At 66.0% G+C, this 16,215-nt stretch carries 17 protein-coding genes; 6 read left to right on the forward strand and 11 right to left on the reverse strand.

Annotated features, from left to right (window positions below; translation table 11 throughout):
- Together JNN06_RS11655 and JNN06_RS11660 are read right to left on the reverse strand one after the other, a co-directional pair.
- Positions 1-759, reverse strand: a 759-nt coding sequence (locus tag JNN06_RS11655; protein WP_291239761.1) for a branched-chain amino acid ABC transporter permease, incomplete at its 3' end; no start/stop codon positions are given.
- A gap of 55 nt (positions 760-814) precedes the next feature.
- The gene (locus tag JNN06_RS11660) at positions 815-2,092 is read right to left on the reverse strand and encodes an ABC transporter substrate-binding protein (RefSeq protein WP_291239762.1); all 1,278 of its coding nucleotides are present in this window, start codon (positions 2,090-2,092) and stop codon (positions 815-817) included.
- A 159-nt stretch (positions 2,093-2,251) separates the two neighbouring features.
- Here JNN06_RS11660 and JNN06_RS11665 point away from each other — a divergent pair, with 159 nt between their 5' ends.
- The 6 genes from JNN06_RS11665 (at position 2,252) to JNN06_RS11690 (ending at position 8,504) form a co-directional block, all read left to right on the forward strand.
- Entirely contained in the window at positions 2,252-2,671 is a 420-nt protein-coding gene (locus JNN06_RS11665) for a MarR family transcriptional regulator (protein WP_291239763.1), read from the forward strand.
- A 100-nt stretch (positions 2,672-2,771) separates the two neighbouring features.
- Positions 2,772-3,266: an oxidoreductase gene (locus JNN06_RS11670; RefSeq protein ID WP_291239764.1), complete on the forward strand. Its 495-nt coding sequence runs from the start codon at positions 2,772-2,774 to the stop codon at positions 3,264-3,266.
- A complete protein-coding gene (locus tag JNN06_RS11675) occupies positions 3,263-5,800 on the forward strand; it encodes a PAS domain-containing hybrid sensor histidine kinase/response regulator (RefSeq protein ID WP_291239765.1) in 2,538 nt (845 codons plus the stop codon). Before JNN06_RS11670 ends, JNN06_RS11675 begins: the two co-directional genes overlap by 4 nt.
- Positions 5,801-5,871: 71 nt before the next feature.
- Positions 5,872-6,522, forward strand: a complete 651-nt coding sequence (locus JNN06_RS11680; RefSeq protein ID WP_291239766.1) for a response regulator transcription factor — start codon at positions 5,872-5,874, stop codon at positions 6,520-6,522.
- A gap of 234 nt (positions 6,523-6,756) precedes the next feature.
- Positions 6,757-7,830, forward strand: a complete 1,074-nt coding sequence (locus tag JNN06_RS11685; protein WP_291239767.1) for a DUF475 domain-containing protein — start codon at positions 6,757-6,759, stop codon at positions 7,828-7,830.
- Positions 7,831-7,913: 83 nt separating this feature from the next.
- Positions 7,914-8,504 carry an NAD(P)H-dependent oxidoreductase gene (locus JNN06_RS11690; protein WP_291239768.1) on the forward strand — a complete coding sequence of 197 codons (591 nt, stop codon included), beginning with the start codon at positions 7,914-7,916 and terminating at the stop codon, positions 8,502-8,504.
- Between the two features lie 34 nt (positions 8,505-8,538).
- Here JNN06_RS11690 and JNN06_RS11695 read toward each other — a convergent pair whose 3' ends face one another.
- The 9 genes from JNN06_RS11695 to JNN06_RS11735 form a co-directional block, all read right to left on the reverse strand.
- Entirely contained in the window at positions 8,539-9,438 is a 900-nt protein-coding gene (locus JNN06_RS11695) for an RDD family protein (RefSeq protein WP_291239769.1), read from the reverse strand.
- A complete protein-coding gene (locus tag JNN06_RS11700; RefSeq protein ID WP_291239770.1) occupies positions 9,435-10,451 on the reverse strand; it encodes a stage II sporulation protein M in 1,017 nt (338 codons plus the stop codon). Before JNN06_RS11700 ends, JNN06_RS11695 begins: the two co-directional genes overlap by 4 nt.
- Positions 10,448-11,752: a DUF58 domain-containing protein gene (locus JNN06_RS11705; protein ID WP_291239771.1), complete on the reverse strand. Its 1,305-nt coding sequence runs from the start codon at positions 11,750-11,752 to the stop codon at positions 10,448-10,450. Before JNN06_RS11705 ends, JNN06_RS11700 begins: the two co-directional genes overlap by 4 nt.
- Positions 11,752-12,708 (reverse strand): MoxR family ATPase, encoded by a 957-nt coding sequence (locus JNN06_RS11710; RefSeq protein WP_291239772.1) that lies wholly within the window; start codon positions 12,706-12,708, stop codon positions 11,752-11,754. Before JNN06_RS11710 ends, JNN06_RS11705 begins: the two co-directional genes overlap by 1 nt.
- Entirely contained in the window at positions 12,701-14,002 is a 1,302-nt protein-coding gene (locus tag JNN06_RS11715; protein ID WP_291239773.1) for a hypothetical protein, read from the reverse strand. Before JNN06_RS11715 ends, JNN06_RS11710 begins: the two co-directional genes overlap by 8 nt.
- Positions 13,995-14,723, reverse strand: coding sequence for a hypothetical protein (locus tag JNN06_RS11720; RefSeq protein ID WP_291239774.1), 729 nt, complete (start codon positions 14,721-14,723; stop codon positions 13,995-13,997). The genes JNN06_RS11715 and JNN06_RS11720 overlap by 8 nt, the downstream gene beginning before the upstream one ends.
- Entirely contained in the window at positions 14,720-15,196 is a 477-nt protein-coding gene (locus JNN06_RS11725; protein ID WP_291239775.1) for a DUF805 domain-containing protein, read from the reverse strand. The genes JNN06_RS11720 and JNN06_RS11725 overlap by 4 nt, the downstream gene beginning before the upstream one ends.
- Positions 15,197-15,316: 120 nt before the next feature.
- Positions 15,317-15,757 carry a DUF805 domain-containing protein gene (locus JNN06_RS11730; RefSeq protein WP_291239776.1) on the reverse strand — a complete coding sequence of 147 codons (441 nt, stop codon included), beginning with the start codon at positions 15,755-15,757 and terminating at the stop codon, positions 15,317-15,319.
- Positions 15,758-15,925: 168 nt separating this feature from the next.
- The coding region (locus tag JNN06_RS11735; RefSeq protein WP_291239777.1) for a hypothetical protein at positions 15,926-16,215 on the reverse strand (290 nt) is incomplete at its 5' end.

Raw genomic sequence — 16,215 nt, forward strand, 5'->3', positions numbered from 1 at the left:
CAGCCCGATCACCAGCGCCGCCAGCAGCGTGCCGCGCAGGCTGCCCAAGCCGCCGATGATGACCACGATGAAGGACAAAAGCAGCGGGTCATGCCCCATCAGGTAATGCGCCTGCGAGATCGGCGCCAGCAGCACTGCAGCCAGCGCCGCCAGCGCCGCGCCAAGCGCGAAAGTGCCCGCATAGACCCGATCGACATTGATGCCAAAGGCGCGCGCGGTGTTGCGATCCACTTGCGTGGCGCGCATCACCAGCCCGGCGCGGCTGCGGGTCAGCCCCCACCAGACCGCCAACAGCACCGAAAGCGCCGCCACCACCACGAACAGCTTGTAGCCGGAATAGCCAAAACCGGGGAATTGCAGGCGCAGGGTGAAGGGGGCCTCGACCGCACGCGCATCGGGGCCAAAGAAAGATAGCGCGCCCTGCTGGATCAGGTAAGACAGGCCGATGGTGGCGACGATGGTGGAATCCGGGTTGTAATTCAGCCGCTTGAGGAGCGCGGTATCCGTCACCCAAGCCAAGGCGCCGACCAGCGCGGGCGCGATCACCAGCGCGGCCAAAAAGCCCAGCGGGGCCGAGGGAATAGCCTGCGCCACCGCCCAGGCCAGCACGGCGCCCAGCATGAAAAATTCGCCATGCGCCACATTCACCACCCGCATCACCCCGAAGGTGAGGCTGAGGCCCACGGCCGCCAAGGCCAGCACGGCGGCCATCACCGTGCCCTCCAGTGTGGCCAGCATCAACAGGGGTCCGGTGCCCATCGGCGTCCTTTCGGTTGGGGGCGCGCCGCCCGCGCGCCCCACGCTCCGCGCAGTATCAGAAGGATTGCGCGGTGTAATCCACCGCATCGGGATAAAGGCCATCCTCGATGCTGGTCGTATGCACCCGCGCCAGCTTGCCCGCCTCGACCTTGGAGATGAACTGCGTGCTGAACACCTGATGGGTCTTGCCGTTGAAGACCTTTGCCCCCTGCACATGGTCCAGCCCGGCCTCAAGGGTGGTCATCGCCTCCACCGCCTCGACGAATTTCTGGCGGTCGGCGGTGGATTGATAGCCCGCAGCCTCCATCCCTTTCTTGATCGTCGAAAGCGTCTCCCAGACCGAGAACATATGGGCATAGGTTGCCACATCCTTGGGGTCGGCCAGCGAAGCGCCGTTGTCATCCACGCCCACGGCGGCGCGATATTCGGCCTCCCATGCCGGCGCGTCGGGTTGTTTGTGGCGGCAATGGCCTTCCCAGAAATGGCTGCCTTCCAGGAATTCCAGCCCCGGCGAGGCCAGATCGACGCCTTCCAGACTGTCGATGAAGCCGAAGATCTGCGGGCCGTTGCCCGCGCCATAAAACTCGCCCAGCTCTTTCACGAAGGTCAGCACCGAAGGCCCGACCATGACGTGATACAGCACCTCGGTCTCTGCCGGGATCTGGGGGAAATAGCGGGTAAAGCTGGTCTCGGTCGGCGGAATGCCGATCTTCGCGATCACCTCGCCGCCCTGCGCGGCCACGGCCTCGGTGAAATAATCGCGGTGATCATGGCCAAAAGCGTAATCGGGGAACACCATGGTGACCTTCTTCCCCAGATTTTGCGTGACCCAGGGCGCCATGGCGCTGACCTGCGCGCGCACATCGGAAATGCCCGGTTGCAGGCACCAGCGGTTCAGCATGCCCGAGGCGACGTGATAGCCCTCAGAGCAGGGCAGATAGGGCACTTTCAGCTCGCCCGCCCGGGGGGCCGAACCGATGACGACATGCGAGAACAGCGAGCCGAAGATCAGGTCAACGCCATGCTGGCTGACCAGCTTGTCCACCACCTCGGCGCCGCGTTTCGGGTCGGTGCCATCATCCTCGAACACCAGCTCCACCGGGCGACCATTGATGCCACCCATGCCGTTCATCCGGGCGGCGGCGGCGGTCGCCACGCGCTCATACCAGCGACCATAGCCCGCGCCGATGCCGGTGCGATGCACCTGAAAGCCCAGCTTGATCGGCGCGGCGGTCTGCGCCGAAGCAAAGCGCATCGGCGCCAGCGACAGCGCCGACCCGGCGGCAAGACCAGACAGAACCGTGCGGCGGGAAAGAAGGGTCATGGGCGGCATCCTTTGCGCTTGATCCGCGAAACTGTATGTATGCAAACAAATTTTCATGTGTTTGCAATGGTTTATGTATCGTGCGCGCCACATGGACAAGGGGGAAATGCCGCCCCGCCGCATCACAAGCCTTGCCACAGGGCGGGGCCGCCGCTACCCCCTGACTCTATGGAACAGCGCCCTCCCTATCTTCTGGAAGACCAGTATGGCTATCAGCTGCGCCGGGCGGTGCAGCGCTATCAGGCGATCTTTGCGCGGCTGATCCCCGGTTTGACGACCATGCAATTCGCCGCGCTGGTGCGGCTGGATCAGCAAGGCGCCATGAGCCAGAACCATCTGGGCCGCGTGGCCTCGATGGATGCGGCCACGGTCAAGGGCGTGGTGGGGCGGCTGGAGGCGCTTGGTCTTGTCGCGCGGCGGGCCGATCCGGGTGACAAGCGGCGCCTGACGGTGGAGATCACAGCCGAGGGCCGGGCGCTGGTCGGGCGCACCTATGCCCCCGCCGTGACCGCGATGGAGGAGGGGCTGGCGCCGCTGACACCATCCGAACGGGTGACGCTGATGGCACTGCTGTCACGCCTGACCTAGGCGGCAAAGCCTGCAAAAGCTCACCTAAAGACAGCTTTACCGGGCCAATGTCAGACGATACGCAGCTTTAACGGTGCATGGGATACTGCGGGACAAGCGCATGGTGTGGCAAAGACGGACGATCCTGACGGGCCTTTGCGGCGTGCTGGCCCTCACGGGCCAAACGCTGCGGGCCGAGACCGCGGCGCAGACCCTGCTGCGCGTCGTGCCCAAGACCGGCCCCGGCATCGCGCTGGACCGGGCGGCGCTGGAGGCGCTGCCCCAGGTCAGCTTTGAAACCACGACGATCTGGACGGAGGGGCGCATCGCCTTTCGCGGTCCGCGCCTGCGCGATGTGCTGGCGCTGGCCGGGATCGCCGAGGGGCGCATCCTGTTGCGGGCGCTGAATGATTACGAGGTCGAGATGGGGCTGGACGAGCTGGGCGACGATTGGCCCATCATCGCGACCCGGCAGAACGGCCAGGCTTTCGACGTGCGGGATCAGGGGCCGCTCTGGCTGGTTTACCCCTATGATGACGAGATCGACCTGAGCCGCGAGCGCATCCACACCCTCAGCGTCTGGCAATTGGTGCAGGTGCAGGAACTGCCGCGATGAGCCTTCGTCCGGCGCTGCGGCGCTGGTCGGCCCGGCTGACGCGGGCGCTGCGCCGCCGCATCTGGCTGGTTCTGGCCATTGTGCTGGCCGGTCTGGTGGTGCTGGCGCTGATCGGCCAAAGCGTGCGCAACCGGCTGGAGGAAGCCCGCACCGCGCAATCCGAGAACGCCACATGGCTGGTGGCGCAGGCCGAGGTCGAGACGCTGAAGCTGATCCTCGCGCTGGATCGCGTGGCGCCGGATCATGGCCCCGAAGCCGAGGCTGAGCTGCGGCAGGCCTTCGACATCTACCTCAGCCGGGTCGAGGTGATGGACAGCTATATGGCGGGCTTCGCCGTGCTGGCGCCGCTGCGCGATGGCGAGCATTGGCAACAGGTGCGGCAGGGCACCCGCGATTTGCAGCAATTGCTGGACGGCTCGACCCTGTTGCCCACGGCCCGGCTGGCCGAGGCGCAGAGGACGGCGCTGAGCCTGCGCAAACCGATGCGCGCCTTCACCACCGATGCGCTGGCGGCGCTGGTGGCGGCGGGCATTCAGGGGCGCGAGACACTGGCAACCCTGCTCAGCCGGGGGGCCGAGATCGGCTTTGCGCTGATTGCCCTGCTTACCCTCACCGTCTGGGTCACCACCCGCCTGTCGCGCCGCCTGCGCCTGCGCAGCCGCGAGGCCGTGCGCGCCCGCGCCAATCTGGAGCGCACGCTGGCGGCCAGTCTGGACGGGGTGGTGGTGCTGCGCCCGGATGGCAGCATCGTGGATGCCAACCCGGCGGCACTGGCCCTGTTCGGCATGACGCGCACGGCGCTGATCGGCACCGATTTCCGCCATTTGGTGCCCGGCGGCAGCGCCACGCTGGGCGGCATGTTGTTGCGCGGCGCCGCCACCAGCCCCCGGATCGAGCTGACCGCGCAAAGGCCCAATGGCCAGCGCCTGCCGGTAGAGCTGTCGCTGACGGCGGGGGATGACGCGCAGGGCCGCCCGGTGCGGTTTGCCTTTCTGCGCGACATTTCCGAACGCCGCAGCCACGAGGCCTCGCTGCGGGCGGCGCGCGATGCCGCGCTTCAGGCGGCCGAAGCCAAGCAGCGCTTTCTGGCGGTGATGAGCCACGAGATGCGCACGCCGCTGAACGGGGTGATTGCGGCGCTCGACATCCTTCTGCGCACCACGCGGCCCGATCCGCGCCAGCTGCAATTCCTCGAGATTGCCGAGCGTTCCGCGAATATGGCGCTGGAACAGATCAATGATGTGCTGGATCAGGCCCGGCTGGACGAACGCGCCGCGCCAGAGGAGGCGGTCGCGCTGAATGTCACCACCCTGTTGTCGGATATGGCGGGGCAGGTGCTGCCGCTGGCCGAGGCGGCGGGCAACCGGCTGACCCTGTCGCTGCCGCCGCCGGATCAGGCCTGGGTGCGCGCGCCCCGCCGGGCCTTGATGCGGGTCTTGCTCAACCTTGCGGGCAATGCCGCCAAATTCACCCGGGGCGGCGAGATCCATATCGCGGCGCGGCTGGAGCCGGACGGGGCGCAGCAGGGCCAGCACCTGCTGAGCGTCGAGGTGGCCGATACCGGCATCGGCATCGCGCCTGACCGGCTGGAGGCGATCTTCGAGCCCTTCGAGCGGGGCGAAAATGGCTACGACCGCGACACCGAGGGCACTGGCCTCGGCCTTGGCATCGCCCGCCGCACGGTCGAGGCGATGGGGGGCCGGATCGAGGTCTCCAGCCAGCGCGGCGAGGGCAGCAGCTTCCGCATCCTGTTGCCGGTCGCCGCCGCTCAGGCGCCGTTGCCCGAAAGCCGCAGCGATCTGTTGCCCGAACTGCCCATGGCCGGGCAAGAGGTGCTGATCGCCGAGGATAACCCAACCAACCGGCTGGTGCTGCGCGAGATGCTGCGGCATCTGGGCCAAAGCGTGACCGAGGCCGCCGATGGAGCCGAGGCGATCCTTGCCGCCAATGCCAAGGCCTTTGCGCTGATCCTGATGGATATCAGCATGCCGCGCGTGGATGGTCTGACGGCCACGCAGGCCATTCGCAGCGGCCGGGGCCCCTCGGCCGGGGCGCGCATCGTGGCGCTGACAGCGCATGGCCTGCCCGAGGAGCTGGAGCGTTTTCACGCGGGCGGCTTGACCGAAATCCTGCCCAAACCCGTCACGCTGGCGCGGCTGCGCCCCATCCTCGCCTCGCTGCCAGAGCCGGTGCTGGACCCGGCGGTGCTGAACGAGCTGCGCGCCCTGCTGCCCGCCGCCCATCTGGCGCGCACCGCCGCCGGGCTGGAGGCCGAGGCGAAAGCCGTGCTGGCCGATCTGGCGGGTCTGCCGCTGGCCGAGGGTCTGGCCGAGCGGCTGCACCGTCTGCAAGGCGCCTGCGCCATGCTGGGGCTGCGGCGACTGGTGCAGGCCCTGCGCGGGGCTGAGGCGCATCTGGCCGAGACCGGCGCCTGCCCGCCCGAAGCCACCGCCGCGCTGGCCGCCCTGTGGGAGGAGGCGGCGCAGGCCCTGGCCACCGCAACCGGCCCGCAGGATGGCAGCGCCGCAGAATAGTGCTATCATCCACTTGTCGCGGACCGGAGTCACGGTTCGGGTCAGCAGCTTCAGGGAGCAGGGCAAGGCGGATGCAGCAAGACGAGCAAGGCCCACAGGGCGAGGCCACCCCGACCCGGCTTTTGCTGGTGGATGATCATGCCCTGGTGCGGGATCTTGTGGCGGCGCATCTGTCGGCGCAGGGCTTTGCCATCGACACCGCCGCCACCCTGGCCGAGGCGCGGGCCGCCTTGGCGGGCTCTGGCCCCTATGATCTGGTTCTGCTGGACTTCGTCTTGCCCGATTGCACCGGCCTGACCGATTCCGCCACGCTGATCCCCCTGGCGCAGGAACGGCCCGTGGTGCTGTTCTCGGGTCTGGCCAAGGCCGCCACCGTGGCCGAGGCGCTGGAAAAGGGCTTTTCGGGCTTCATCCCCAAAAGCACCGCCGCGCAGATCCTCGCGCAGGCCTTGCGGCAGGTGCTGGCGGGCGAGGTCTGGCTGCCCGAAGGGCTGGACCTGTCGCGCCGGGGCTCTGACCTGCCGGGGCCGCTCGCCAGCCTGACCCGGCGCGAGCGCGAGGTGCTGCGGGCGATCCGGGCGGGCAAGCTGAACAAGGAAATCGCGGGCGACCTGAACATCTCCGAAGTGACGGTCAAGATGCATGTGCGCGCCGTCTGTCAGAAACTGGGCGCGCGCAACCGCACGCAGGCGGCGCTTTTCGCCGCGGATGCCATGCTGTAAAGGGCGCGGCTGTTCAGCAAGATTGACAAAACCGTCATTGCGGCAGTAAAGCGCAAGACAGCGCGACTCCGTGTCGCGCCTCACTCGGTGACCGGGCCCCTCTGGCAGGAAAATCGGCGTTCCTGCGATGTCGGCACTGCGAGTTTGAAACCGCCGATGGATCGAATTCACCATGACCCAACCGCTGATCGGCCGCCCCTGCGCCGCCGTCTCCCCTATGGCAGGGGGCCGCGCATGAGCCTGAGCGCCGCACCGCAGCCCAAGCCGCTGTTCGCCTATCTGAAATGGGCCATCATCTCGACCGTGATCGGCCTTGCCCTTGGCGCCTGGCTGGGCTGGGAAACCACCGGCACCTTCTCGGGGATGCTGACCATCTTCTTCATCTGCGCCGTTCTGGCCGTGCTGGAGATCAGCCTGTCCTTCGACAATGCCATCGTGAATGCCAACAAGCTGAAAGAGATGACGCCGGTCTGGCAGCATCGCTTCCTGACCTGGGGCATCATCATCGCCGTCTTCGGGATGCGGATCGTGTTCCCGCTGCTGATCGTGGTCATCGCGGCCAAGGTCGGGCCCTGGACGGCCATGATGATGGCCGCCACCGAACCGGCCCGCTATGCCGAAATCATGCAGGACGCCCATCTGCCGATCGCGGCCTTTGGCGGCACCTTCCTGATGATGGTGGCGCTTGGCTATTTCGTGGATGAGGACAAGGACATCCACTGGATCGAATGGCTGGAAAGCCGCATCTCGCAATATGCCAGCGTGAAGGGCATCGAGATCGCCTTCGTGCTGTCTGTGGCGCTGCTGTTCTCGCGCCTGCTGGAAGGGGCCGAGCGCGATGTGTTCATCTATTCCGCCATTTACGGCCTGTTGACCTTCCTGCTGGTCGAGGTTCTGGGCGGGTTTCTGGACAAATCGCAGGAAACCGCCAGCGCCGCCGCCAAGGGCGGTCTGGGCGCCTTCCTCTATCTGGAGGTGCTGGATGCCAGCTTCTCCTTCGATGGGGTGATCGGGGCCTTCGCGCTGAGCCAGAACCTGTTTGTCATCGCCATAGGCCTCGGCATCGGCGCCATGTATGTGCGTTCGATGACCATCATGCTGGTCGAGCGCGGCACGCTGGCCGAATACCGCTATCTGGAACATGGCGCCTTCTATGCCATCCTGATCTTGTCTGTGATCATGTATGTGCAAACCCTGTTCCACATTCCCGAGGTCATCACCGGGCTGGGCGGCGCGGCGCTGATCGGGGTGGCGCTTTGGTCCTCGATCCGCTGGAACAAGGCCAATCCGGACGGGCATGATGCGTGACAGGAAGGCCGGGGGAGACCCCGGCCTTTTTCGCAGAAAAAGGGCAAGCCATGCCCGGCCTTTTCGCAGAAAAGGGTAATGTGTTGAAGGTATTGGTTCTTTACTGCCACCCGGAGCCGCACAGTTTTTGCGCCGCGATCCGTGACCGGGTGCTGGATGTGCTGGCAGCGCAGGGGGCAGAGATCCGGCTGACCGATCTTTACGCCGAGGGCTTTGATCCGGTTTTGCGCAGCCCCGATCTGGCGCGCTATGCCGAAGTGCCGGGCAATGCCGCGGGCGTTGCGGAGCATGCGGCAAATCTTTTGTGGTGTGACCGGCTGGTGCTGATCCATCCGACATGGTGGGGCGGATTGCCGGCCATGCTGAAGGGCTGGATGGACCGGGTTTTGCTGCCGGGCATCGCCTTTCACCTGCCCGATGGCCCCGGCGTGCGGCTGCGGCCTGGGTTGCGCCAGATTGGCGGCCTTCTGGTGCTGACAACCTGTGGCGCCGGTCCGCTGGCCTATTGGCTGGCCGGGGCGACCGGGCGGCGGCAGGTGTTGCGCAGCCTTGGTGTGCTGTGCAAGCCCTTGGGCCGCCGTCGTTTTCTGGCGCTTTACCGCATGGACCTCACGACAGCTGACAGCCGCGCCCGCCATCTGGATCGGGTGGCGCGGGCGGTGGCGCGGCTGTGATCCGCCGCGCAACCCGCGCCTGATTGGCGCCCGGTCAGCGTTCGGGCGGCTTGGCGGCGGCGGTGTGGAACTTGTTCTCGCGCGTGTCGCCAAACAGGGTGCGGCTTTCCAGAAACTCGCGCTGCTGGCGGTAGAATTCCAGCAGGAAATCCCATTCCCGGCTGGCCTGCACCTCCTCGTCATAGCCGATGCGACGGCGGATGGTCTGCGCCACATCGCTGACCCGCTTGCGCATCTCGGGGTTTTTCGGCGGGTCGCGCAGGATGGTTTCCAGCGTCTGCAACTCAAACCGGCCATAGATGCCCAGATGCTCGGGGCGGAATTCATAGCCCCGCGCGGCGCTTTGGGTGGACAGATCGGGCAGCAGCTGGGGCTTGGGCGTCTCGACCACCACCGTGCCCGCGATCATGTCGCCAAGCCGTTGATTGAGCTTTGAAAACACCGGAACCAGCAGGGTGCCGCCCATCCATGCCAGCAAGACCAGCGCCAGCCACCATGTCATGCTGGCCGCCCCGAACAGCGTGGCCATCGGCAGGAAGACCTCGACCTCTTTCATCAGGTTGCGCGCCACGATCTGATGTGGCGTCAGGCGGCGGCCATCCAGACTGATGACCCGCACGCCCAGAATGCGCTTGCCCAAGGTGCGGCCGTTCCAGACCAGCTCCGACAGGACGTAATAGGGGATGCGCATGAAAAAGGTGGCCAGCGCATAGAAGGCCATCAACCCGTCCCAGCTGAAAATACCGACCCATGTCAATGCGATAGCAAGGATCAGCACGCCGGCATAGGTGATCAGGATGTCCAGCATCTGCGCGCCGAACCGCGCGCCGAGGCTGGAGAGGCGAAAGGTCAGCGGCACGCTTTCCGGCGGGGTGTGGCGCAGCAGGCCCTTGGCCTCCCAGGCGGGTAGGTTGGTCGCGGTATGGGCCTTCATGCCTCTGCCTCCCGGCCCGAAAGCGTCAGCCACAGCACCCAGGCCAGCCCGATGCCCCAGCCGATTGCCAACCGGGCCTCGGTGGATTGCACGGTCTGGCGGAAGAACCCCTCCAGAATGGCGGCGGAAATCAGCATCAAACCGGCCAAGATCATCAGCTTGACCGCATCGCGCCCGCGTTGGCGCAGCGCCTCGCGGCGCGTCACCGCCCCCGGCAGCAGCACCGCCAAACCCAGCTGCGCCCCGCCGGCACAGGCGATGCAAAAGGCCGCCATCTCGGTCACGCCATGGATGGAGAGCCAGCCGGTGATCTCATAGGCAAGGCCCTTTTCGTCAAAGACCTTCCAGAAAGCGCCCAGAATCAAGCCGTTATAGAAGGTCAGCACGAAACTGGGCAGGGTGACGAAGATGCCAAGCGCGAAGGTCAGAATGGCAACTTGCGTATTGTGCGAGAACAGGAAAGTGGCAAAGCCGCCCAGCTCGTCATGGCTGTCCTGCCCGCCGTCGAACAGGGTCGAGCGCAGATAATCGGCGCTGGCCTCGGGCGTGCGACCCGAGGCCAACTCCCCGGGAACAAAGGTATAAAACCAGCTTTTGTCCAGATCATACAGCGCCGCCCCCAACAGGATGCCCAGCAACATGGCGACAAAGCCGATCAGCAGCGCCGGGCTGGAGCGGCGCACGGCCTGCGGGATGCCATGGGTGATCAGCCGGGCGAACAGCCCGCGCAGGCTTTCCTGCGGGGCATAGACCACCAGATAGGCCCGGGCGCAAAGCGCATCGAGATAGGAGAGCAAGGCCCGGTCCATCGAGATGGCCCGCGCCACCGAAAGCGCGTTCATCGCCTGCCGGTAGAGGCTGGCAAGCTCTTGCGCCTCATCATAGCCCAGCCGGTGCAAGCCATTGTTTTCAGCCTGTAAAACCAGCGCATCCAGCCGCTTCCATCCGGCTTCGCGCTCGGTGCGGAAGCGGGCGGAGCGGATCTGATCCAGCGAGGGCGCGGCGTTCGTCATAGCATCTCCTTCGCCTTGATCTCGATATAACGCGAGATGAGGTCTGGCCCCAGACGGTCAGGCGCGGTGTCGAGGCAGAGGATGCCCAGCCGGTTCAGGCGGTCCAGCACGGCCTGGCGTTCTTGCAGGATGCGGGCGGCGGCGACGGCCTCGGCCACCTCATCCAGCCCGGCATGGGCGGGGCGCATCAGGGCGGTGATCGCCGGGTCGCGCAAAGTGACATAGAGAACAAGGTGTTGGCGCTGCATCACCGCCAGATTTTCCACCAGCAGCTCGGCCGAAGTGCTGTCGACGAAATCGGAGAACACCACGACGAGCGAGCGCCGCTTGAGCTTGCTGTTCAGCACGGTGAGGCCAAGCGTGTGGTTGGTTTCATCAACATCTTGGGGCAGTGTGGTGCAAGCCCCCTGTATATGGCCAAAGGCGGCGCGACCGGGCCGGGGCGGCAGAAAGGCATGCGGGCGCGGGCCAAAGCTGTAAAAGCCCACATTATCGCCCGCGAGACCCCCCGCCCATGTCAGCGCAAGGGCGGCGTGCATGGCGTGATCGAGCTTGGTGAGCAGGCCCAGACGCTCGCCCATCAGATGCCCGGTATCCAGACACAGGATGATCTGATGGTTCCGCTCGACCCGAGTTTCTCGTGAAATCAAGCGGTTGACGCGGGCAGAGCGCTTCCAGTCGATGCTGCGCGGGTCCATCCCGGCGATGTAATCGCGCAGCTGGTGGAACTCGGACCCCTCGCCGCGCAGCTTGCTGGCGCGGGCGCCATCGGTCAGCGGCAGCATCTGCGCCTGAATGGCACCAGAGAGGATGGGCGAAATATCGGGATAGGCGGTGACCGAAAGATCCAGCGGCCAGCCCGGCAGCATCTCGAACAGGCCAAAGCGCGAGGGGTAGCGCAGGGCCAGATGGGTAATGGCGTGTACACCCCGGTCGCGTAAAGAGAGCGGGATGTACAGTTTTGGCTGCGCGCCCGGCGGCAGGGCGGCGGGCGGGCCGGGATCGGTGCCCAAGCCGGCGCCATGGGTCAGCCGCCATTCCAGCGTGGCGGGCAGGCGCTTGCCGGTGACGGTCAGCGCCAGCGGCAGCGACTGGCCGGTGAAGCCCCTGTTCGCCACATCCACCGCAGCGCTGAGGCCGCGCGGCGGGATGGTCAGCATGAGGTCGACCAGCGCCAGCGCCAGCAGCCCGACCCAAGGCAGCGCCAGCACGGTGGTCTGTCCCGGCTCCAGCATGACCAGCGTGACGGTCACCGCCGCCAGCACCAGCACCAGCGCCAGCATGTTGCGCGAGGGGCGCATCAGCGCGGCGCGTCCTGCCGGTTGAGGATGGCGGTCAGCACATCATCGGGGGTGCGGCCCTCGATCTCGGCGCTGGGGCCCAGCACGATGCGATGGCGCATGGCGGGCAGGAACAGGGTTTGCACATCATCGGGCAGGGCGTAATCGCGGCCCTCCAGCGCGGCGCGGGCGCGCACCGCCCCGGCCAGCGCGGCAGCGGCGCGGGTGGAGGCGCCGTGCAGCACCTCGCCATCGCTGCGCGTCGCGCGCACCAGATCGACGATATAGCGGGTGATGCTGTCCTCCAGCCGGATCGCGTCGATCAGGGCATGGCCCGCCTGCAATTGCGCACGGGTCATCACCTGCGCCAGCGTGGCATGGGTGCGGGGGCGCGAGAGAATGGCGATCTCGGCCTCGCGATCCGGGAAATCGACCAGCAGTTTGAACAGGAAGCGGTCCAGCTGCGCCTCGGGCAGCGGATAGGTGCCGTGCTGCTCGATCGGGTTCTGGGTGGCGATCACGAAGAACTCGGCCCCCAGCGGATGCGTGGTGCCGTCAATCGTCACCTCGCGCTCGTTCATGGCCTGCAACAGCGCCGACTGGGTTTTGGGCGGCGCGCGGTTGATCTCGTCGGCCAGCAGGATGTCGGTGAAGATCGGGCCCCGCGTCAGGCGAAACTCATTGGTCTGGAAGTTGAACAGGTTCACCCCCAGCACATCGCCGGGCATCAGGTCGGGGGTGAATTGCACGCGCCCAAAGGCGAGGGTGGAGACCTGCGACAGCGATTGCGCCAGCAGGGTTTTCGCGGTGCCGGGCGGGCCTTCCAGCAGGCAATGGCCGCGCGCGAACACCGAGACCATCAGCATGTCGATCAGCGCATCCTGCCCGGCGATGACCTGACGGATTTCGGCCCGGAGGGCCTCGGCCAGCTGCTGAAAGCCCTCAAGGGTGAGCGGCGTCGGGGCGTGGTCAGGCATGGGTCAGTTTCTCCAGAAGAGAGCGGAAGGTTTCAAGGCTGCGGCGCAGCTCGGCCGGGGGCAGGGCGAGGGCGGGATCGGTGAGCCGGCCGACCAGCGCTTGCAGGCTGTGGGTGGCGGGGGCATCGCGGCGGGCCAGATGGGCCATCAGCCGCGCCTGCCCGGCGGGGCCAAGCCCGGCGGCGCGGCCAAAGGTGGCAATCGCGAGATCATGCAGGCTGGCCTGCACATATTCCGCCGCCATGCGGCCATCATGGCCCGCGATGCGCAACAGGCGCGCATTGCTGGCGATGGCGGCGGATTTTGATTGTTCGGGCGTATCATCGGCGGGCGGGGTCAGCGGCCCAAAGCGCAGCGCCCCGCGCCAGAAGGCCACGCCCAGCACGATCAGCAGCATGGCCCAAAGCGCGGTGAAAGGCGGCTGGAAAAAGCGCGCGAGGTCTTCGCCGCTGCGCTCGTAATCTTGCGCCTCGTCCTCGTAATCATACCATTGCGCGAGGTTTTCGCCGGACAGATCGAGATAGAGGCGCGGGTGATCGGCCGTGGTTTCCGCACCGACCCAAGTTCTGATCAGGCCAACCAGCACGGCGGCATTATCCGCCACGGTCAGCCCGTGATTGTTCATCAGATCGGGGTCTGACAGCACCATGGTGACCAGTTCCGAATCTGGGAAGGTGCAGGAGACCATCAAGACACCTTCGGGCAGAACAAGGTCCGGGGTGCAGATATCAGGGATCGAGGCCGGATCAAAAAGCTGGGCCTGAAACAGGGCGATGCGGCCAAATTCGCTGTCGAAGGTGAGGAAGCGCGCCCCGTGGCGCCGCAGTTTCAGCCCGCCAAGGCGCAACTGGCGGGTGAGGCGGTGCAGGTTCGCCTGCGGGATCAGGGCGCTTTCATGGGCGACATTGGAAACGGCGGTGCCTGCCACCCATTTCGGCAAGATCACCAGCGCGTCCATATCATAGAGCCGCCCCTCGATGTCCTCCCGGCTCAGATCGCGCAGATCGCTGGCATAAAAGGCGGCGCGGGCATCGGCGGGCTTGGTCGCGGCACTCTCCAGATCCGTATCGTAAAGCGGCAGGAGGCGCATCGACAGGTCTTCGATATTGGGCCGGATGCGCGGATTGGAGCGTTCGACGTTCAGGCCCTGCGCCTCCAGCCAAGGTTCCAGCGCATCAAAGCCGATGACCGAGGCATCCAGCCGCCGGTCGGCCCCCGTGCCCCCCAGAAGAAAGACGCCGCCCAGACGGGCCAGGATCAGCACCACCACGATGAACAGCGGCAGGTTACGCATGGGCGGCCCCCTTGCCGGTCAGGATGCTGCGCCCGGCGGCGATAGCCTCGGCAAACTGGCTGTCCGTGACCGGGCGGCCACCGTAATGCGCCAGCTCGGCCCGGCGCAGGATCGCCTGCAAGGCGCCCTGCTGCCGCCAGCCACCGGGCAGGCGGCGGAAGGCGCTGCGCTCGGTATCGGCGCGGGCCAGGCGGGTGTCGGTCTCGGTTGCCGCAGTCAGCAGGCAATGGCGCAAGAGCCGCACCAGCGCGGCAGAGCGGTCAGGCATGGCGGCGATCTGGTCGATCAGGTTGCGCGGATCGCCCGCCTGATCCTCGGCGCTGATATTCCAGGCCTCGGGGGCCTGCGCGGGTTTCTTCTGCGCCTCGGGTGCGCGCGACAACAAGGCCCCGGCCCCGCCATAGCGCAGCCACAGCGCCAGCAGCCCGACCAGCAGCAGGAGGACGAAGACGGTGGAAACCGGGCCGGAGGCGGGCAGGCGCGCGGGCTCGGCGTTGCGGGTCTGCGGCATCATCTCGCGCGAGCGACCGGCAGAGAGATCACCGCTGAGCGTCTCGGCATAGGTCATGCCGGTCTGCGCCCCCTCGGCGCGGGCCGTGGCCTGCACCTCGGCCGCTTGCGCGCCCCGGGGCGGGGCGGCATCGGCCTCGATGCGGAACTGATCCTGCCCGAAGGCGGGCAGGGCCAGCAGCCAAAGCGCGAGAGCCAGCCCTGACCTCATGAAAAGATGTTGCCCTGCGGCGCGCGCGGATCACCGCCAAAGCGGTTGTCACCTTGGGTGCCGGGCAGCAGCATCAGAATGAACATGGCCAGCATGACGAGCAGATTGACGCCCGGAATCATCGAGGCGACGGTGAAGCCAAGATACCACCAGCCCGAGATGTTGCGATCATGCAGGCGGCGGATGGTGACGGCGACAGCCGGTGGCACCATGAAATACAGCAGCGGCATCACCATGAAGAGGAGGGCCAGCGGAACGAAAGAGGCAAGCACCGCCGCATCCGTGGTGCCGCCATTCAGGCTGAGGGGGATCATGACCAGCGCAGCCAGCAGGCCCAGAACGATCATGAAGCCCACAATGACCAGAATGTAGAACAGCATGAACCACCAGAACTCTGACCGCGCGGCGCGGCCTTCGATCAAGGGGTAATACTTTTCAATCATGCATTTGCGGACAGCCTGTCCAAATTCCATCGTCACCCTCACAACATTTGCCGTTAATCTGCAAGGCTTGTAGCCGGGGGCGCAGATCAACCGCAAGGTCACATGGCAAGGCCCGGCCCAGGGGTCGACCTGGGGCCGGGCCTTCCCGTATCAGGCAAAGATGTCGGCGCGCGCGCCGGGGCGCAGCGGATCGGGGCCAAAGCGGTTGTCGCCATCGGTGCCCTTCAGGCAGAAGATGACCAGCATGGCAATGGAGGCGACAAAGCCCACCAAGGGAATGAAGCTGAGCGCGATGAAGCCCAGATACCACCAGCCCGACATGTTGCGATCATGCAGGCGACGCACGGCCACGGCGATCGAAGGGATGAGAACACCCAGATAGAAGATGACCAGCAGACCAGCGGCGAGCTTCGCCAAGGTGCCCATCTCGCCGGTGGTGAAGTCCATGCCCATCATCATGATGCCACTGAGGACGAGGGCCACGATCATGATGAACAGAACGAACCACCAATATTCCGACCGCGAGGCGCGGCCCGAGAAGGTCGCGTATTTCTGCTTCAGAACCGTTTCAATTGCTTCCTTGAATCCCATTTTCTTACTCCTGAGGAAAGATACTGGCCAGAATCTAGCCATGTTAGCGCTGTTCTGGCAATCATCTTCACGAAGCCGCGCCCGCCGGATGCGACCTTTTCAGCCACGATTCGGGCGGAACGGAGGGGCGGGTGGCATTTTCCCGGGGGCGCCTCTTGTGTGCGGGCCTCAGCGGCACTGCCCGGAAAACAGGCGGCGCCAGCAAAACAAGGCATTGCGACGGGCGCATGACGAAAACTTTGCAGTTCGGTGATTTTTCCTCTTGCAGCTCCCGGCGGCTTTCCCTAGATAACCGCTCACCGAGACGATGCAGCGGCGACGCGGAAGCGGATTGGTTCTGGAGATGAGGTTGGCGGCGCGCCAAGGATGGCGCGGTGCTGGTTTTTTGTCTGGATGCTCTTTGACATTGATGGAAATCTGAAGAGATATGTGGGCGGTTTGGTCGTTTCGGCGATTGG

This window comes from Gemmobacter sp. (assembly GCF_016792925.1).
GTDB lineage: Bacteria > Pseudomonadota > Alphaproteobacteria > Rhodobacterales > Rhodobacteraceae > Gemmobacter.